The sequence below is a fragment of the Neorhizobium galegae bv. orientalis str. HAMBI 540 genome, from assembly GCF_000731315.1.
Taxonomy (GTDB): Bacteria; Pseudomonadota; Alphaproteobacteria; order Rhizobiales; family Rhizobiaceae; genus Neorhizobium; species Neorhizobium galegae.
Window position 1 is genome coordinate 432895 of record NZ_HG938353.1, and the last position, 15965, is coordinate 448859.

12 protein-coding genes are annotated in these 15965 nt (G+C 61.1%); 7 read left to right on the forward strand and 5 right to left on the reverse strand.

The genetic code is table 11. The features are described from left to right. The 3 genes from prfA (at position 1) to RG540_RS02075 (ending at position 3105) form a co-directional block, all read left to right on the forward strand. The gene (prfA, locus tag RG540_RS02065) at positions 1-1083 is read left to right on the forward strand and encodes a peptide chain release factor 1 (protein ID WP_038584094.1); all 1083 of its coding nucleotides are present in this window, start codon (positions 1-3) and stop codon (positions 1081-1083) included. Further along, positions 1080-1943: a peptide chain release factor N(5)-glutamine methyltransferase gene (gene prmC / locus RG540_RS02070; RefSeq protein ID WP_038584095.1), complete on the forward strand. Its 864-nt coding sequence runs from the start codon at positions 1080-1082 to the stop codon at positions 1941-1943. Before prfA ends, prmC begins: the two co-directional genes overlap by 4 nt. A gap of 301 nt (positions 1944-2244) precedes the next feature. Continuing rightward, on the forward strand, positions 2245-3105 hold the full coding sequence (locus RG540_RS02075) for a DUF4167 domain-containing protein (protein ID WP_038584096.1): 861 nt from the start codon (positions 2245-2247) through the stop codon (positions 3103-3105). An 82-nt stretch (positions 3106-3187) separates the two neighbouring features. Here RG540_RS02075 and RG540_RS02080 read toward each other — a convergent pair whose 3' ends face one another. Continuing rightward, positions 3188-4264, reverse strand: coding sequence for a 3-deoxy-7-phosphoheptulonate synthase (locus RG540_RS02080; protein WP_038584097.1), 1077 nt, complete (start codon positions 4262-4264; stop codon positions 3188-3190). Between the two features lie 384 nt (positions 4265-4648). On the opposite strand from RG540_RS02080, the gene clpB reads away from it, so the two are divergent. Continuing rightward, a complete protein-coding gene (gene clpB, locus RG540_RS02085; RefSeq protein WP_038584099.1) occupies positions 4649-7249 on the forward strand; it encodes an ATP-dependent chaperone ClpB in 2601 nt (866 codons plus the stop codon). A 287-nt stretch (positions 7250-7536) separates the two neighbouring features. Here the strand turns inward: clpB and groL are convergent, their stop codons facing one another. Then, positions 7537-9180, reverse strand: a complete 1644-nt coding sequence (groL, locus tag RG540_RS02090) for a chaperonin GroEL (RefSeq protein ID WP_038584100.1) — start codon at positions 9178-9180, stop codon at positions 7537-7539. Positions 9181-9239: 59 nt separating this feature from the next. Further along, entirely contained in the window at positions 9240-9536 is a 297-nt protein-coding gene (groES, locus tag RG540_RS02095; RefSeq protein WP_007752582.1) for a co-chaperone GroES, read from the reverse strand. 454 nt (positions 9537-9990) lie between these two features. On the opposite strand from groES, the gene RG540_RS02100 reads away from it, so the two are divergent. Beyond that, entirely contained in the window at positions 9991-10839 is an 849-nt protein-coding gene (locus RG540_RS02100; RefSeq protein WP_038584102.1) for a TIGR01459 family HAD-type hydrolase, read from the forward strand. 39 nt (positions 10840-10878) lie between these two features. Further along, positions 10879-11859, forward strand: a complete 981-nt coding sequence (locus RG540_RS02105) for a bifunctional riboflavin kinase/FAD synthetase (RefSeq protein WP_038584104.1) — start codon at positions 10879-10881, stop codon at positions 11857-11859. 4 nt (positions 11860-11863) lie between these two features. Here the strand turns inward: RG540_RS02105 and RG540_RS02110 are convergent, their stop codons facing one another. Together RG540_RS02110 and parS are read right to left on the reverse strand one after the other, a co-directional pair. Further along, on the reverse strand, positions 11864-12298 hold the full coding sequence (locus tag RG540_RS02110; RefSeq protein ID WP_038584106.1) for an RES family NAD+ phosphorylase: 435 nt from the start codon (positions 12296-12298) through the stop codon (positions 11864-11866). Positions 12299-12301: 3 nt separating this feature from the next. Next, on the reverse strand, positions 12302-12958 hold the full coding sequence (gene parS, locus RG540_RS33090) for a type II RES/Xre toxin-antitoxin system antitoxin (protein ID WP_244446608.1): 657 nt from the start codon (positions 12956-12958) through the stop codon (positions 12302-12304). A 39-nt stretch (positions 12959-12997) separates the two neighbouring features. Between parS and ileS the strand changes: the two genes are divergently transcribed. Continuing rightward, positions 12998-15901 carry an isoleucine--tRNA ligase gene (ileS, locus tag RG540_RS02120; protein ID WP_038584108.1) on the forward strand — a complete coding sequence of 968 codons (2904 nt, stop codon included), beginning with the start codon at positions 12998-13000 and terminating at the stop codon, positions 15899-15901. The last annotated feature ends 64 nt before the right edge of the window (positions 15902-15965 follow it).

The window sequence follows — 15965 nt, forward strand, 5'->3', positions numbered from 1 at the left end:
GTGGCGAAGCTTCCTGTCGAAAAGATGCGCGAGCTGGAACGCCGGTTCGGCGAGATCGAGGCGCGCATGTCGGAAGGCCCGGCTGCCGACGTCTATGTGAAGCTGGCGTCGGAATATTCCGAACTGCAGCCGGTGGTGCGCAAGATCCGCGAATACGAAAAGTCGATCGCCGAAGTGGCCGATCTGCGCGCGATGCTGACCGACAAGGGCACCGACCGCGAGATGCACGAGCTTGCCGAAATGGAGCTGCCGGAGGCCGAGGAGCGGCTCGAAGGGCTGGAAAAGGACATGCAGGTCCTGCTTCTGCCCAAGGATGCGGCCGACGAGAGGAGTGCCATCCTCGAAATCCGCGCCGGCACCGGCGGCAACGAGGCGGCCCTTTTCGCCGGCGATCTGTTCCGCATGTACGAGCGTTATGCCGCCACCAAGGGCTGGAAGGTCGAGGTTCTGTCGGCGAGCGAAGGCGAGGCGGGCGGCTATAAGGAAATCATCGCGACCGTCACCGGACGCGGCGTCTTTTCGAAGCTGAAGTTCGAATCCGGCGTGCACCGGGTGCAGCGCGTGCCCGACACCGAAGCGAGCGGCCGCATCCACACCTCGGCGGCGACCGTGGCGGTGATGCCGGAAGCCGAGGAGATCGACATCGAGATCCGGCCGGAAGACATCCGCATCGATACGATGCGTTCGTCGGGCGCCGGCGGCCAGCACGTCAACACGACCGACTCCGCCGTGCGGATCACCCACATGCCGAGCGGCATCGTGGTGACCAGTTCGGAAAAGTCGCAGCACCAGAACCGCGCCAAGGCGATGCAGGTGCTGCGCACCCGTCTCTACGACATGGAGCGCCAGAAGGCGGACAGCGAACGTTCCGCCGACCGCAAGAGCCAGGTCGGCTCGGGCGACCGCTCCGAGCGCATCCGTACCTACAATTTCCCCCAGGGGCGGGTGACCGACCACCGCATCAACCTGACGCTCTACAAACTCGACCGGATGATGGAAGGCGATATCGACGAAGTGGTCGATGCTCTGATTGCCGACTATCAGGCCGGCCAACTCGCGCAACTCGGCGAGCAACACGGATGACGACGCTCGGAGCGGCTGTCGCGGATGCCAGATCGCGGTTTTCGACAGCGGGCCTGCCGGATGCGGTGATCGAGGCGCGGCTGCTGATCGGCGGTTTGCTCGGCCTTTCGTCGACGGAAGTTTTTACCGGCGGCGACCGTGTCCTGACGGACCAGGAATTGTCCCTCGTCGAGAAAGCGGTCGAGCGGCGCTTGAAACGGGAGCCGGTGCACCGCATATTAGGGATACGTGAATTCCACGGCATGGAGCTCCTGATTTCGAAGGAAACGCTGGAGCCGCGCCCGGACACCGAAATCCTGGTAGATTCGATGCTCGCCTATCTGAGGCAGATTGTCGCAGGCAAGGGTTCGGCACGTATTCTCGATCTTGGAACCGGAACCGGCGCGATCGTTTTGGCACTGCTGAAAGAAAGCCCGCAAGCTCAAGGGATCGGCAGCGATATCTCGGAGGATGCCCTTCAAACGGCGTTGAGGAATGCGGCGCGGCTGGGAATGTCCGAGAGATTTCAAGCGATCCGCAGCGATTGGTTCGACGCAATTTCTGGCCGGTTCGACATAATCGTGTCAAATCCGCCCTATATACGTAGCGATGTTATCCCCGCATTGGACCCGGAAGTCCGGGATTTCGATCCGTTGACAGCGCTAGATGGAGGTCCGGATGGGCTCGAAGCCTATCGCGCGATTGCAGCGAGTGCAGGAGATTTCCTCGAAAAGGACGGCGTTATCGGCGTCGAGATCGGGTTCGATCAAAAGGAAACCGTGACCGCGATTTTCCGCGTCGCCGGCTTTACGCTGGTGGAGGCGCTACGCGACTACGGCGACAATGATCGAGTTCTCGTATTTACCGTGAATCATCCTTGATTTTGCAGGCAAAAGAAAAGGCTTGGATTTCCGGAGGAAGCGGGATAGCTTGCAAATACGCACTGGGACGGCTGGGAATGAACAGCGATTCGTTCGGGTTACAGGGCAACCCTTTGATCCTTCTCTTTTCGAAGAGTTGCGAAGGTTGAACAATTCCCGGTGCGTGAATCAGTTAATTTGACTTTCACAAGCGGCAGGACGCTTTGATCGGCCTGTGCGCGGCACGCGAAGTCTTGTTCGGCTCTGTCCGACAGACCGCGTGGCCCCTTATCAGCGAAGACAGAGAATTGGTGAACGATAGATGAGGCCAGGACAGCAGAACAAACGCGGTCGAGGTCGCGGCAGTAACAACAATAACAATAATGGCGGCGGCGGCGGTGGTGGAAATAACAACTTCAACCGCAAGGGCGGCAATCCTCTCAGCCGTACCTACGATAGCTCCGGCCCGGACGTGAAGATCCGCGGGACCGCCCAGCATATCGCCGAAAAATATAGCCAGCTCGGCCGCGACGCCCAAAGTTCAGGCGATCGCGTGATTGCGGAGAACTATCTCCAGCACGCCGAACACTATAACCGCATCATTGCCGCCGCACAGGCGCAGATGCAGGATCGGTTCCAGCACGACAATCGCGGTGAGTATCAGGATCGGGACGGCAACGTCCAGGATCAGGACGACATGGACAATGGCGACAACGAGGACAATGGTTTCTCGCAGCAGCCGTCCATGGACGAGGCTCCCCAGCCGCAGGTCCAGCAACAGCAGCCCCGCCGGGAACAGCCCCGGGAACAGCGCGAGCAGCGGGAACCCCGTGAACAACGCGAGCCCCGCGAACAGCGTGACCAGCAGCGCGAACGCCCCCGCCGCGAAAATCGTCCGGAACAGCCGGCCGTTGCAGCGGTTCCGGCCCAGGTCGCAGCACCTCAGCCAGTCGCTCCGGTCGTCGATGGTTCCGGTCCGCAGCCGGTGATCGAAGGCACGCCTGCCGAAGTGGCGGTCGAGGAAGAGGCACAGGCAGAAGCCGCTCCGCGCCGCCGCCGCGCTGCCGGCAGCCGCCCGCGTCGTCCGCGTCGTGGCGAAGGCGCCGGTGAAGAGGGTGGTTCCGAAGGCGAAGCCTCGGGCGACGGCTCGCAGCCGGCCCTGGCTGATGCCGCTTCCGAATAAGCCCCACGGGCTGGAACAACGAGATCAAGAAGGCCGCTCGGGAAACCGGGCGGCCTTTTTCTGTAATCAAAGCCCTTCTGCTTCAGGCCCGAGTTTGGCGCCGATCGCGGACGGAGCGGGCAAGCTCTTCGAGCACCAGGACCGATGCCTCCCAATCGATGCAGCCGTCGGTGATGCTCTGGCCGTAAACGAGAGGTCTGCCGGGCACCAGATCCTGGCGGCCGCCGACGATATTGCTCTCGATCATCATACCCTTGATGGCCATGTTGCCGGCAGCGATCTGCGTCGCGACGTTTTTGACGACCAGCGGCTGGTTCATCGGATCCTTGCCGCTGTTGGCATGGCTGGCATCGATGAGGATGCGCGGCTCCAAACCGCGTTTCTCCGCGTCCCCGGAAACGGCCTCGACATCGGTCGCCTCGTAGTTCGGCTGTCTTCCGCCGCGAAGGATGACGTGACAATCCTCGTTGCCGGTCGTCGTGGCGATCGCGGCCCGGCCGTCCTTGGTCACCGCCGGAAAATGGTGCGTCTGCGAGGCGGCCAGTATGGCGTCGAGCGCAACCGCGACGCCGCCATCGGTGCCGTTCTTGAAGCCGATCGGGCAGGAGAGGCCGGATGCCAGCTGGCGATGTACCTGGCTTTCGGTCGTCCGCGCCCCGATCGCGCCCCAGCTGACGAGGTCGGCAATGTATTGCGGGGTAATCGTATCGAGGAATTCGCAGCCGGCCGGAAGGCCCGTCGCATTGATGTCGAGAAGAAGCTGCCGGGCGATCCTCAATCCCTCTTCGATGCGGTAGCTGCCATCGAGATGCGGGTCGTTCATCAGGCCCTTCCAGCCGACGGTGGTGCGCGGCTTTTCGAAATAGACGCGCATGATGATTTCGAGATCGCCACCGAAACGTCGTCGCTGTTCTTCCAGCCGGGCCGCATAGTCCCGCGCGGCAATCGGGTCATGAATGGAGCAGGGGCCGATGATGACGATCAGCCGGTCGTCCTCTCCATGCAGTATGCGGTGGACCGTGTCACGTGTGCGAGTCACGGTCTCGGTGACCGCGTCGTTGCGCGGAATTTCGGCGATGATGTCGGCGGGGATAGTCAGCGGCGTGATCTCGACGATGCGGCGATCGTCGACAGTATTGGCGGGAGTGGCGTTCGGCACGGGTATGGCTCCTGTTTGGTCCTACCGTGCGGAATTGAAAAAGCCGCCAGGTAGACCAGCGGCTTGAGGGAATGTCGTTGCGTCGAAATCAGCTACGCACGGACCCGCATCCGCTGGGAAAAGCGGTAGCTATAAAATCGCGAGGCGTAGGCGGACGTGAAAGACATGGGGTTTCTGTATTCGCTCGATTGTGGATTGTCACGCGGAAAATTTGTGAGGTTTCCGCTCGCAGATTTTGACCGTCTGAACACTTTAAACAGGAGAATCCGCTTACCATATCTCCAGCAACGCCGAGACTTCGGCAGGGCTCGCCTTTGAGGGAGCTCAATCTCAATCATCGGTCCGTGCCTTATAAAGGGCGGGTCGATCACTGGAGGTACCATAATGAACATCGAAAAATACTCCGAGCGCGTCCGCGGTTTCCTGCAGTCGGCTCAGACGCAGGCCTTGGCCTTGGGTCACCAGCAGTTCACGCCCGAACATGTGCTGAAGGTTCTGCTCGACGACGACCAGGGCATGGCGTCCTCGCTCATCGACCGCGCCGGCGGCAGTGCCAAGGAAGCGCGCATCGCCAATGACGCCGCACTCGCCAAACTTCCCAAGGTTTCCGGCGGCAATGGCGAGATCTATCTCTCCCAGCCGCTCGCCAAGGTTTTTTCGACCGCGGAAGAGGCAGCCAAGAAGGCCGGCGACAGTTTCGTCACCGTCGAACGCCTGCTTCTGGCGCTTGTCATCGAGACCTCGGCCTCGACGTCCGCGACATTGAAAAAGGCCGGCCTGACGGCGCAGGGCCTCAATCAGGTCATCAACGACATCCGCAAGGGCCGCACCGCCGATGGCGCCAATGCCGAAGCCGGCTTCGAGGCCCTGAAGAAATATGCCCGGGACCTGACGGCGGAAGCCCGCGACGGCAGGCTCGATCCGGTGATCGGCCGCGATGATGAAATCCGCCGCACGATCCAGGTTCTCTCCCGCCGCACCAAGAACAACCCGGTACTGATCGGCGAGCCCGGCGTCGGCAAAACGGCGATCGCCGAAGGCCTGGCGCTGCGCATCATCAATGGCGACGTGCCGGAAAGCCTCAAAGACAAGAAGCTGATGGCGCTCGACATGGGTGCCCTGATCGCCGGCGCGAAATATCGCGGCGAGTTCGAGGAGCGGCTGAAGAGCGTGCTCAACGAAGTGCAGTCGGAAAACGGCCAGATCATCCTGTTCATCGACGAGATGCACACGCTGGTCGGCGCCGGCAAGTCCGACGGCGCGATGGATGCATCGAACCTGTTGAAGCCGGCGCTTGCCCGCGGCGAACTTCACTGCGTCGGCGCGACTACGCTCGACGAATACCGCAAGCATGTGGAAAAGGACCCGGCGCTTGCCCGCCGTTTCCAGCCGGTCGTGGTCGACGAGCCGACGGTCGAGGACACGATCTCGATCCTGCGCGGCCTCAAGGAAAAATACGAACAGCACCACAAGGTCCGGATCTCGGATTCGGCCCTGGTGGCGGCTGCGACGCTTTCCAACCGCTACATCACCGACCGGTTCCTGCCCGACAAGGCGATCGACCTGATGGACGAAGCCGCGGCGCGGCTGCGCATGCAGGTGGATTCCAAGCCCGAGGAACTCGACGAACTCGACCGCCGCATCATGCAGCTGAAGATCGAGCGGGAAGCGCTGAAGCGGGAAACCGACAATGCCTCGGTCGACCGGCTGGCGAGGCTCGAGGGCGAAGTCACCTCGCTCGAAGAGCAGGCGGATGCGCTGACGGCCCGCTGGCAGGCGGAAAAGCAGAAGCTCGGCCTTGCCGCCGATCTCAAGAAGCAGCTCGACGAGGCTCGCAACGAACTGGCGATCGCCCAGCGCAAGGGCGAGTTCCAGCGTGCCGGCGAGCTTACCTATGGCGTGATCCCCGAATTGGAAAAGCGCCTCGTGGACGCCGAAGCCCAGGACAGTTCGACCAATGCGATGGTGCAGGAAGTCGTGAACCCGGATGCCATCGCCCATGTGGTGTCGCGCTGGACCGGCATTCCGGTTGACAAGATGCTGGAAGGCGAGCGCGACAAGCTGCTGCGCATGGAAGACGAACTGGCGAAATCCGTCGTCGGCCAGGGCGATGCGGTCCAGGCTGTCTCGCGTGCGGTTCGCCGTTCGCGTGCCGGGCTGCAGGATCCGAACCGGCCGATCGGCTCGTTCATCTTCCTCGGCCCGACCGGTGTCGGTAAGACGGAGCTGACGAAGTCGCTGGCCCGCTTCCTGTTCGACGACGAGTCCGCGATGGTTCGCCTCGACATGTCGGAATACATGGAGAAACATTCGGTCGCACGGCTGATCGGGGCGCCTCCAGGTTATGTCGGTTACGAGGAAGGCGGCGCGCTGACCGAGGCGGTGCGGCGCAAGCCCTACCAGATCGTGCTGTTCGACGAGATCGAGAAGGCGCATCCGGACGTGTTCAACGTTCTCCTGCAGGTGCTCGACGACGGGCGACTGACGGACGGGCAGGGCCGCACGGTCGACTTCAAGAACACGATGATCATCATGACCTCCAATCTCGGAGCGGAATACCTGACGGCTCTTCGCGAGGATGAGGATTCCGAAAGCGTGCGCGAGCAGGTGATGGACGTCGTGAAAGCCTCGTTCCGGCCCGAGTTTTTGAACCGCGTCGACGAGATCATCCTGTTCCATCGCCTGAAGCGCAACGAAATGGGCGCGATCGTCGATATCCAGATGAAGCGGTTGCTGTCGCTGCTGGCGGAGCGGAAGATCAGCATCGATCTCGGTTCGGACGCCCGCGAATGGCTGGCCGACAAGGGTTACGATCCGGTCTATGGCGCTCGTCCGCTGAAGCGGGTGATCCAGAAGTTCATGCAGGATCCGCTCGCCGAGCAGATCCTCGGCGGCCAGATCCCGGATGGATCGGCCGTTGCGGTGAGTGCCGGTTCCGACCGGCTGCTCTTCCGCGTCAAGCGCGCGGTCAGCGAAGCCGCATAACCTGCAAAATGGCGGCTCCGCAGCCCAGCGTGAGCCGTCGAACAGATCAGTCAAAGAATGGCCGCACCGGAAACAGTGCGGCCATTTTCATTGGGGTGTGTTCTGGGGCGGCGGGGCCAGGTTTGTTTCGCGAAGTGGGGTCGCGGACCCTCAAACAGAAAGGGCCCCGGTCAAACCGGAGCCCTAAATCGTTTTCAAACTAGGCTGCTTCTTGCCGCCTGTTCAGCGCGCTTGACGCGCTGAACCACTTGAGGTGAGAGGCGGCTTCGGCGATAGGCTTGCGCCTATCACATCATGTCCATGCCGCCCATGCCGCCCATGCCGCCAGGCATGCCGCCGCCAGCCGAATCCTTCTTCGGAAGTTCGGCGATCATGGCTTCGGTGGTGATCAGCAGCGAAGCAACCGAAGCTGCGTTCTGCAGAGCCGTGCGAACGACCTTGAGCGGGTCGACGATGCCCATGACGATCATGTCGCCGTATTCAGACGTCTGGGCGTTGTAGCCGTAGTTGTCTTCGTTCTTTTCGAGGATCTTGCCGACCACGATCGAAGCTTCGTCACCAGCGTTTTCAGCGATCTGGCGAACCAGCGACTGAAGAGCGCGGCGAACGATGTTGATGCCGGCTTCCTGGTCGTCGTTTGCACCCTTTGCGGTGATCTTGACGGAGGAACGCAGCAGGGCAACGCCGCCGCCCGGTACGATGCCTTCCTGAACGGCAGCGCGCGTCGCGTTGAGGGCGTCGTCGATGCGGTCCTTCTTTTCCTTGACTTCGACTTCCGTCGAGCCGCCGACGCGGATCACGGCGACACCGCCGGCCAGCTTGGCCAGACGTTCCTGCAGCTTTTCGCGGTCGTAGTCGGAAGTGGTTTCTTCGATCTGAGCCTTGATCTGACCAACGCGGCCTTCGATGTCGGCCTTGGAGCCGGCGCCGTCGACGATCGTGGTGTTTTCCTTGGAGATCGAGACCTTCTTGGTGCGGCCGAGCATGTCGAGCGTGACATTTTCGAGCTTGATGCCGAGGTCTTCGGAGATGACAGTGCCGCCCGTCAGGATGGCGATGTCTTCGAGCATGGCCTTGCGGCGATCGCCGAAGCCCGGAGCCTTGACGGCAGCGATCTTGAGGCCACCGCGCAGCTTGTTGACGACGAGGGTGGCGAGGGCTTCGCCTTCGACGTCTTCAGCGATGATCAGGAGCGGCTTGCCGGTCTGAACGACGGCTTCGAGAACCGGGAGCATTGCCTGCAAGTTCGAGAGCTTCTTCTCGTGAAGGAGAATGAAAGCGTCGTCGAGATCGGCAACCATCTTTTCCGGGTTGGTGACGAAGTAGGGCGACAGGTAGCCGCGGTCGAACTGCATGCCTTCGACGACTTCGAGTTCGGTTTCGGCGGTCTTGGCTTCTTCAACCGTGATGACGCCTTCGTTGCCGACCTTCTGCATGGCTTCAGCAATGTCGAGACCGACCTGCTTGTCGCCGTTTGCGGAGATCGTGCCAACCTGTGCGACTTCTTCCGAGGTCGAGATCTTCTTGGCCTTGGCCTGGAGATCCTTGACGACGTCTGCAACGGCGAGATCGATGCCGCGCTTCAGGTCCATCGGGTTCATGCCGGCTGCAACGGCCTTGTTGCCTTCGCGAACGATCGCCTGGGCAAGAACGGTAGCAGTCGTGGTGCCGTCGCCGGCGATGTCGTTGGTCTTCGAAGCAACTTCGCGGACCATCTGGGCGCCCATGTTTTCGAACTTGTCTTCGAGTTCGATTTCCTTGGCGACCGATACGCCGTCCTTGGTGATGCGCGGAGCGCCGAAGGACTTGTCGATGATGACGTTACGGCCCTTCGGGCCGAGCGTTACCTTGACTGCGTCAGCGAGAATGTCGACGCCGCGCAGCATCTTTTCGCGCGCGGTGCGGCCGAACTTGATTTCTTTGGCTGCCATTTTGATAACTCCTGAAAAGGGGTGTCAGCGATTTCGGATAAAGAGCAAACGGCCGGAAATCAGCCGATGATGCCCATGATGTCGGATTCCTTCATGATCAGAAGGTCTTCGCCATCGAGCTTGACTTCGGTGCCCGACCACTTGCCGAACAGGACGCGATCGCCAGCCTTGACGTCGAGAGCAGTGATGTTGCCCTTGTCGTCGCGGGTGCCGGTGCCGACGGCGACGATTTCGCCTTCCTGCGGCTTTTCCTTGGCGGTATCAGGAATGATGATGCCGCCCTTGGTCTTGGCTTCGGATTCGACGCGACGAACAACGACGCGGTCATGAAGGGGGCGGAAATTGGTGCTTGCCATTGTCTAATCCCTCGATCAAATGACATGGACGGGTGAAACCCGTATCTCGGTGCTGTTAGCACTCCCGGTTGGAGAGTGCCAGCCCGCGTCGAGATAAGGCTGGCTGGCGGATGAGTCAAGAACGGCCGTAAAATTTTCGAGACGGCTCGGAACTTCATACGAAATACGCTTAACGATACGGATGCTGGCTGAACGCCTGCTGTCTCACGGAACTGACGGCTATCTGCGGCCCCTTCGGGGTCTCTCGTTTCGGCCACCCCTTTCGGGCAGGTCGGCATGTTGCACGGGACTTTGGTGGAAGAATGGCGCCGACGCGGCTGCGATCCGGGTACCGTTGCGAAGAGTTATCCTTGCCGACGTCGGCGATCTCGTCGCGGTTTTTCTCCCGATTATCTCTTGTAATCCTCAACCGGGTTTGTCATGTGACCCGGGACTTGCGAGATGGGAAGATTACATGGCAAAGCGCATCGGCAATCTGAGCGAAGTGATCGGCGACTACGACGTTGTCCTCTCGGACGTCTGGGGTGTGGTTCACAACGGTGTCGAGGCTTTCCAGCATTCCTGCAAGGCGCTCGCCGCAGTCCGCGAAGCCGGCGCCACCGTCGTGCTGATCACCAATTCGCCGCGCACGGCACCCGGCGTCATCGAGCAGATGCGGGCGCTCGGCGTGCCAGACGGCACCTATGACCGGATCGTCACATCCGGCGACGTCACCCAGCACCTGATCGTCGACGGTCCGAAAAAGGTTTTTCTGATCGGTCCCGAACGCGACCTCAACTTGTTCGACGGGCTCGGCGTCGAGGTGGTCCCCGCCGACGAAGCCGAATGCATCGTCTGCACCGGCTTTTTCGACGACGAGAAGGAAGTGCCGGAAGACTATACCGACATGCTGATGGCGTTTGCCAAGCGTGACGTGCCCTTCATCTGCGCCAACCCGGATCTCGTCGTCGAGCGCGGCCACAAGATCATCCCCTGCGCCGGCGCGGTCGCGGCCTATTACGAAGAGTTCGGAGGCAAGACCCGCGTCGCCGGCAAACCGCACCGCCCGATCTACGAGGCGACGATCGAAGCCGCCCGCGAAGTGCGCGGCGATTTCCCGATGAACCGGGTGCTGGCGATCGGCGACGGCATGCCGACCGACGTGCGCGGCGCGCTCGCATACGGCCTCGACCTGCTTTATATCAGCGGGGGCATCCATGTTTCGGAATATACCGTCAACGGCCAGACCGACGAAGCGATCCTCAACGCCTGGCTGAAGCGGGAAAATGCCGCGCCGAAATACTGGATGCCGCGCCTCGCATAGCCCCCTGGGCCTGAATTGGGCCTGAACCGGAATCCGCGCATGACTGTCTTCCATCGCAACGAGAAGAAGGAACCGCTGCCCGAGGAGTTGAAGGGCGGCGTCATCGCCATCGGTAATTTCGACGGCGTGCATCGCGGTCATCGCAGCGTATTGGAGCGCGCGTTGGCACTTGCCGAACAGCGCGGCGTGCCAGCCCTGGTGCTGACCTTCGAGCCGCATCCGCGCACCGTTTTCCGCCCGGAGGAACCGGTCTTCCGTCTGACCCCGGCGCCGCTCAAGGCTCGCCTGCTCGAGGCCATGGGTTTCCGCTCGGTGATCGAATATCCCTTCACCCGCGAGTTCGCGACCCGTTCGGCGGAAGAATTCATCCAGACCATTCTCGTGGATTGGCTCGCCGCCAGCGCCGTCGTCACCGGCTTCGACTTTCATTTCGGCAAGGACAGGAAAGGTGGCCCCGCCTTTCTGATGGCATCCGGCGCCAAGCATGGTTTCAACGTGCAATTGGTCGATGCCTTCCGTGACGAGAATGCCGAGGTGATCTCGTCCAGCCGCATCCGCGATCTGCTGGCGGAAGGCGATGTTTCCGCCGCAGCCGGCCTGCTCGGTTATCGCTACACGCTTGAGGCGGAGGTGATCGGCGGCGAAAAGCTCGGCCGCCAACTCGGTTTCCCGACCGCCAACATGCAGCTTCCCCCCGAAGCCGTACTCAAGGCCGGCATTTACGCCGTCCGCTTCCGCCGCCCCGACGGCACGCTTTTCGACGGCGTCGCCAGCTACGGCCGCCGCCCGACGGTGACCGAAAACGGTGCGCCCCTGCTCGAAACCTACCTTTTCGATTTCTCCGGCAGCCTTTACGGCGAAACCTGCTCCGTCTCCTTCTTCGGCCACCTGCGCGACGAACTGAAATTTGACGGCCTCGATGCCCTGGTCGCCCAGATCAAGCGCGACGAGGAAGAGGCGCGGGCGCTGCTGTCCGGCGTCAGGCCGCTCGGCGAGGTGGACGCCAAGATCGCGTTTTGAGGGGTTACTTCAGCAGCCGGCTGTCGAAGGGATAGCGTACCGCTTTTTCGATTGTCAGCTTCCCGGCATCCGCATGCTCCGGATTGACAAGAATGTTTGCAGCTTCAGGCAAAATCGCCGACGGCACCTTCAGAAGGCAGAATTTGTTTTCCACGAGCCAGGCGTTTCCCGCCTGACCTGTTTCAGTGGTATCCAAAAGGTCGACATCGCCCGACGTAATCGTCTGGGCGGCAATCTCGTCCGGGCAATGGATCTTCAGTAGTTGAAAATCCAGCGGCAAGTCTTCGGCGTCCACATGCACCAATATTTCCAGAAGTGCGGTCGAAGGGTGATCGCAGCAATAGACGATTGGGCTTCCTTGTTTATGCCATCGCCCGGGCGCGACCAGTCCACCTCCGCCTGATAAATCCGCATAGTTGGAAATGCGCCACAGGATCATGGATCAGACGTAAATGCCGTGATCGATCTGATGCAACGCCTGCTCGACGAGCACTGCGCCAGTTTCCGATTCAAGGAGATCGAGCGGCACGACGCCATCCATTCCTCTGTTCGGTTTGCGCAACCAGCGATGAGCGCGATCCTGATCACCGAAGACCCGCTTGGCGAGTTCCATCACGCGCACTACACGCAGGGCTCCGTCGTTCTCGCTGACAGTTAATGTCTCTCTATTTGCGATCCGCCGGGCAAGCGTGCGACGCGGGGCCACAAATCTATAGAGTTCTTCCATCGAAAAGCCGAGCTTGGTCAACTCTGATACATTGGCTCCGTCATAGGCTTGCAACTGACCACGCGATGCGATCTCAAGTCGCTTGCGAATAGGTATGTCAGCAGATGCGCGCACTTCAAATTGCCTCCGTGCCATTTGCCCAGAAATATAAGCGCAGATGGCACCAAAATCAAATGCGGCTTCGGGAGGAAATTGGCTTGGTAAATCCCCTTCCTTTCCGCCGCAAAAACCCTTAAGAACCGCCACCATGAAAAAATTCCGGCTGGCCCAGATCATTCGAATTATAGGCCCGGTCTTCCGCGCGCTGTAAGAGCGGCCGGAGGGTCCGGGTTTTTGGCGCTTCATGAGCGCCTTCCGCCAGCGAATTTTCATCGAGATGCGCCCCGTTGCGGCGCCAGGACGATTGCTCCCATGACCGATACCGCCGAAAAAATCGACTATTCGAAAACCCTCTATCTGCCCGAAACCGATTTCCCGATGCGCGCCGGCCTGCCGCAGAAGGAACCGGAACTGGTTGCCCGCTGGCAGCAGATGGACCTCTACAAGCAGCTCCGCGCCTCCGCCGCGGGCCGGACAAAATTCGTGCTGCATGACGGCCCGCCCTATGCCAACGGCAATATCCATATCGGCCACGCGCTGAACAAGATCCTCAAAGACGTCATCACCCGCTCGTTCCAGATGCGTGGGTATGACTCGAACTATGTTCCGGGCTGGGATTGCCACGGCCTGCCGATCGAATGGAAGATCGAGGAAGCCTACCGCGCCAAGGGCAAGAACAAGGACGAGGTTCCGATCAACGAATTCCGCCAGGAATGCCGCGAATTCGCCGCCGGCTGGATCAAGGTCCAGGGGGAAGAATTCAAGCGCCTCGGCATCGTCGGCGATTTCGAAAACCCGTACCTGACGATGAACTTTCACGCCGAGAGCCGCATCGCCGGCGAGCTTTTGAAGATCGCCCAGAGCGGCCAGCTCTATCGCGGCTCGAAGCCGATCATGTGGTCGGTCGTCGAGCGCACCGCGCTGGCGGAGGCTGAGGTCGAGTACCACGATTACGAGAGCGACACGATCTGGGTGAAGTTCCCTGTCAACAACGCCGTTCGTGATGGTGCTGTGATGGGAGACCTCGTGGGCGCCTTCGTCGTCATCTGGACCACTACCCCTTGGACGATCCCCGGCAACCGAGCGATCTCCTATTCTTCAAAGGTCAATTACAGCCTCTACGAGATCACCGAAGCAGAGAATGATTTTGGCCCTCGTCCGGGTGAGAAGCTTATATTTGCGGATAGACTGGCTGCAGACGCTTTCGCAAAGGCCAAGCTTCAATATCGTGTTGTGCGTTCTGTCTCTGCCCTGGAACTGGCCGGTTTGGGCGTGCGGCATCCTTTGGAAGGATTGGGTGGTGGATATCACTTTGCCGTTCCCATGCTGGACGGGGACCACGTTACAGATACGGACGGAACAGGTTTTGTTCATACGGCTCCTGGGCACGGACGCGAAGACTTTGACATTTGGATGGAGCAAGCCCGCCATAAAGGCGTAGATACGAAAATCCCCTTCACGGTCGATGACGGCGGTTTCTACACCGCCGACGCCCCCGGTTTCGAGGGCGTTCGCGTCATGGACGACAACGGCAAGAAGGGCGATGCCAACGACCGCGTCATCAAGGCGCTGATCGAGCGGAACGCGCTGTTTGCCCGCGGCCGGATGAAGCATCAGTATCCGCATTCCTGGCGGTCGAAGAAGCCGATCATCTTCCGCAACACGCCGCAGTGGTTCGTCTACATGGACAAGGACCTTGCCGACGGCACCACGCTGCGCTCGCGCGCCCTGAAGGCGATCGACGACACGCGTTTCGTGCCCGCGGCCGGCCAGAACCGCCTGCGCGCCATGATCGAACAGCGCCCGGACTGGGTGCTTTCGCGTCAGCGCGCCTGGGGCGTCCCGATCTGCGTCTTTGTCGACGAACAGGGCGAAATCCTCCAGGACGAGGCGGTCAACCAGCGCATCCTCGAAGCCTTCGATCTCGAAGGTGCCGACGCCTGGTTCGCCGAAGGTGCTCGTGAGCGTTTCCTCGGCTCGCGCGCCAACGAAGGCTGGACCCAGGTCAGGGATATCCTCGATGTCTGGTTCGACTCGGGCTCGACGCACACGTTCACGCTGGAGGACCGCCCGGACCTGAAATGGCCGGCCGACGTCTATCTGGAAGGATCGGACCAGCATCGCGGCTGGTTCCATTCCTCGCTGCTGGAATCCGCCGCCACCCGCGGCCGGGCACCTTATGACACGGTCGTCACCCATGGCTTCACCATGGATGAAAAGGGCCAGAAGATGTCGAAGTCGCTCGGCAATGTCGTGGCCCCGCAGGACGTCATGAAGGATGCCGGCGCCGATATCCTTCGCCTCTGGGTGATGACGACCGACTATTGGGAAGACCAGCGCCTCGGCAAGACGATCATCCAGACCAATGTCGACGCGTATCGCAAGCTGCGCAACACGATCCGTTGGATGCTCGGCACGCTCGCCCATGACGAGGGCGAGGAGATCGCCTATGCCGATCTGCCTGAACTCGAAAAGCTGATGCTGCATCGTCTGGCCGAACTCGATAAGCTGGTGCGCGAAGGTTATGACGCCTTCGAGTTCAAGAAGATCGCCCGGGCGCTGATCGATTTTTCCAATATCGAGCTGTCGGCCTTCTACTTCGATATCCGCAAGGATGCGCTCTATTGCGACGCCCCGTCGTCGCTGCGCCGCCGTGCGGCTCTTGCGGTCATCCGCAAGATCTTCGAATGCACGGTGACCTGGCTTGCCCCCATGCTGCCATTCACCACCGAAGAATCCTGGCTGTCGCGCAACCCGAATGCGGTTTCGATCCATCTCGAACAGTTCCCGACGGTCCCGGCCGAGTGGAAGAACGAGGCGGTTGCCGAGAAGTGGGCGCAGATCCGCAAGGTGCGTTCGGTTGTCACAGGCGCGCTCGAAATCGAACGCAAGGACAAGCGGATCGGCTCTTCGCTGGAGGCCGCGCCGGTCGTTTATGTCAACGATCCGGAGCTGATGAAGGCGCTGGAAGGCCAGGAGTTCGAAGAGACCTGCATCACCTCGGGCATCGCGATCGTTGCGGGCGAGGGGCCGGAAAACGCCTTCCGTCTGCCGGAAGTGCAGGGCGTCGCGGTCGATCCGAAGCTCGCCGAAGGCACCAAATGTGCACGCTCGTGGCGGGTGACGACCGATGTCGGCTCCGATCCTGCCTATCCGGATGTATCGGCGCGCGACGCCGCCGCATTGCGCGAACTCGCTGCACTTGGTCGGCTTTGACGGCTTGAAATCACCGGATGATTGCGCTTTGGGCAATCATCCGGTAAAACCGCCTGAAATTGGC

Excerpts from the sequence above, each read along its gene's own strand:
- parS (WP_244446608.1), bottom strand. The coding sequence starts at position 12,958 with ATGAAAATTCGCTGGCGGAAGGCGCTCATGAAGCGCCAAAAACCCGGA.
- ileS (WP_038584108.1), top strand. The coding sequence starts at position 12,998 with ATGACCGATACCGCCGAAAAAATCGACTATTCGAAAACCCTCTATCTG.
- groES (WP_007752582.1), bottom strand. The coding sequence starts at position 9,536 with ATGGCAAGCACCAATTTCCGCCCCCTTCATGACCGCGTCGTTGTTCGT.
- prmC (WP_038584095.1), top strand. The coding sequence starts at position 1,080 with ATGACGACGCTCGGAGCGGCTGTCGCGGATGCCAGATCGCGGTTTTCG.
- RG540_RS02105 (WP_038584104.1), top strand. The coding sequence starts at position 10,879 with ATGACTGTCTTCCATCGCAACGAGAAGAAGGAACCGCTGCCCGAGGAG.
- RG540_RS02110 (WP_038584106.1), bottom strand. The coding sequence starts at position 12,298 with ATGATCCTGTGGCGCATTTCCAACTATGCGGATTTATCAGGCGGAGGT.
- RG540_RS02100 (WP_038584102.1), top strand. The coding sequence starts at position 9,991 with ATGGCAAAGCGCATCGGCAATCTGAGCGAAGTGATCGGCGACTACGAC.
- clpB (WP_038584099.1), top strand. The coding sequence starts at position 4,649 with ATGAACATCGAAAAATACTCCGAGCGCGTCCGCGGTTTCCTGCAGTCG.
- groL (WP_038584100.1), bottom strand. The coding sequence starts at position 9,180 with ATGGCAGCCAAAGAAATCAAGTTCGGCCGCACCGCGCGCGAAAAGATG.
- RG540_RS02075 (WP_038584096.1), top strand. The coding sequence starts at position 2,245 with ATGAGGCCAGGACAGCAGAACAAACGCGGTCGAGGTCGCGGCAGTAAC.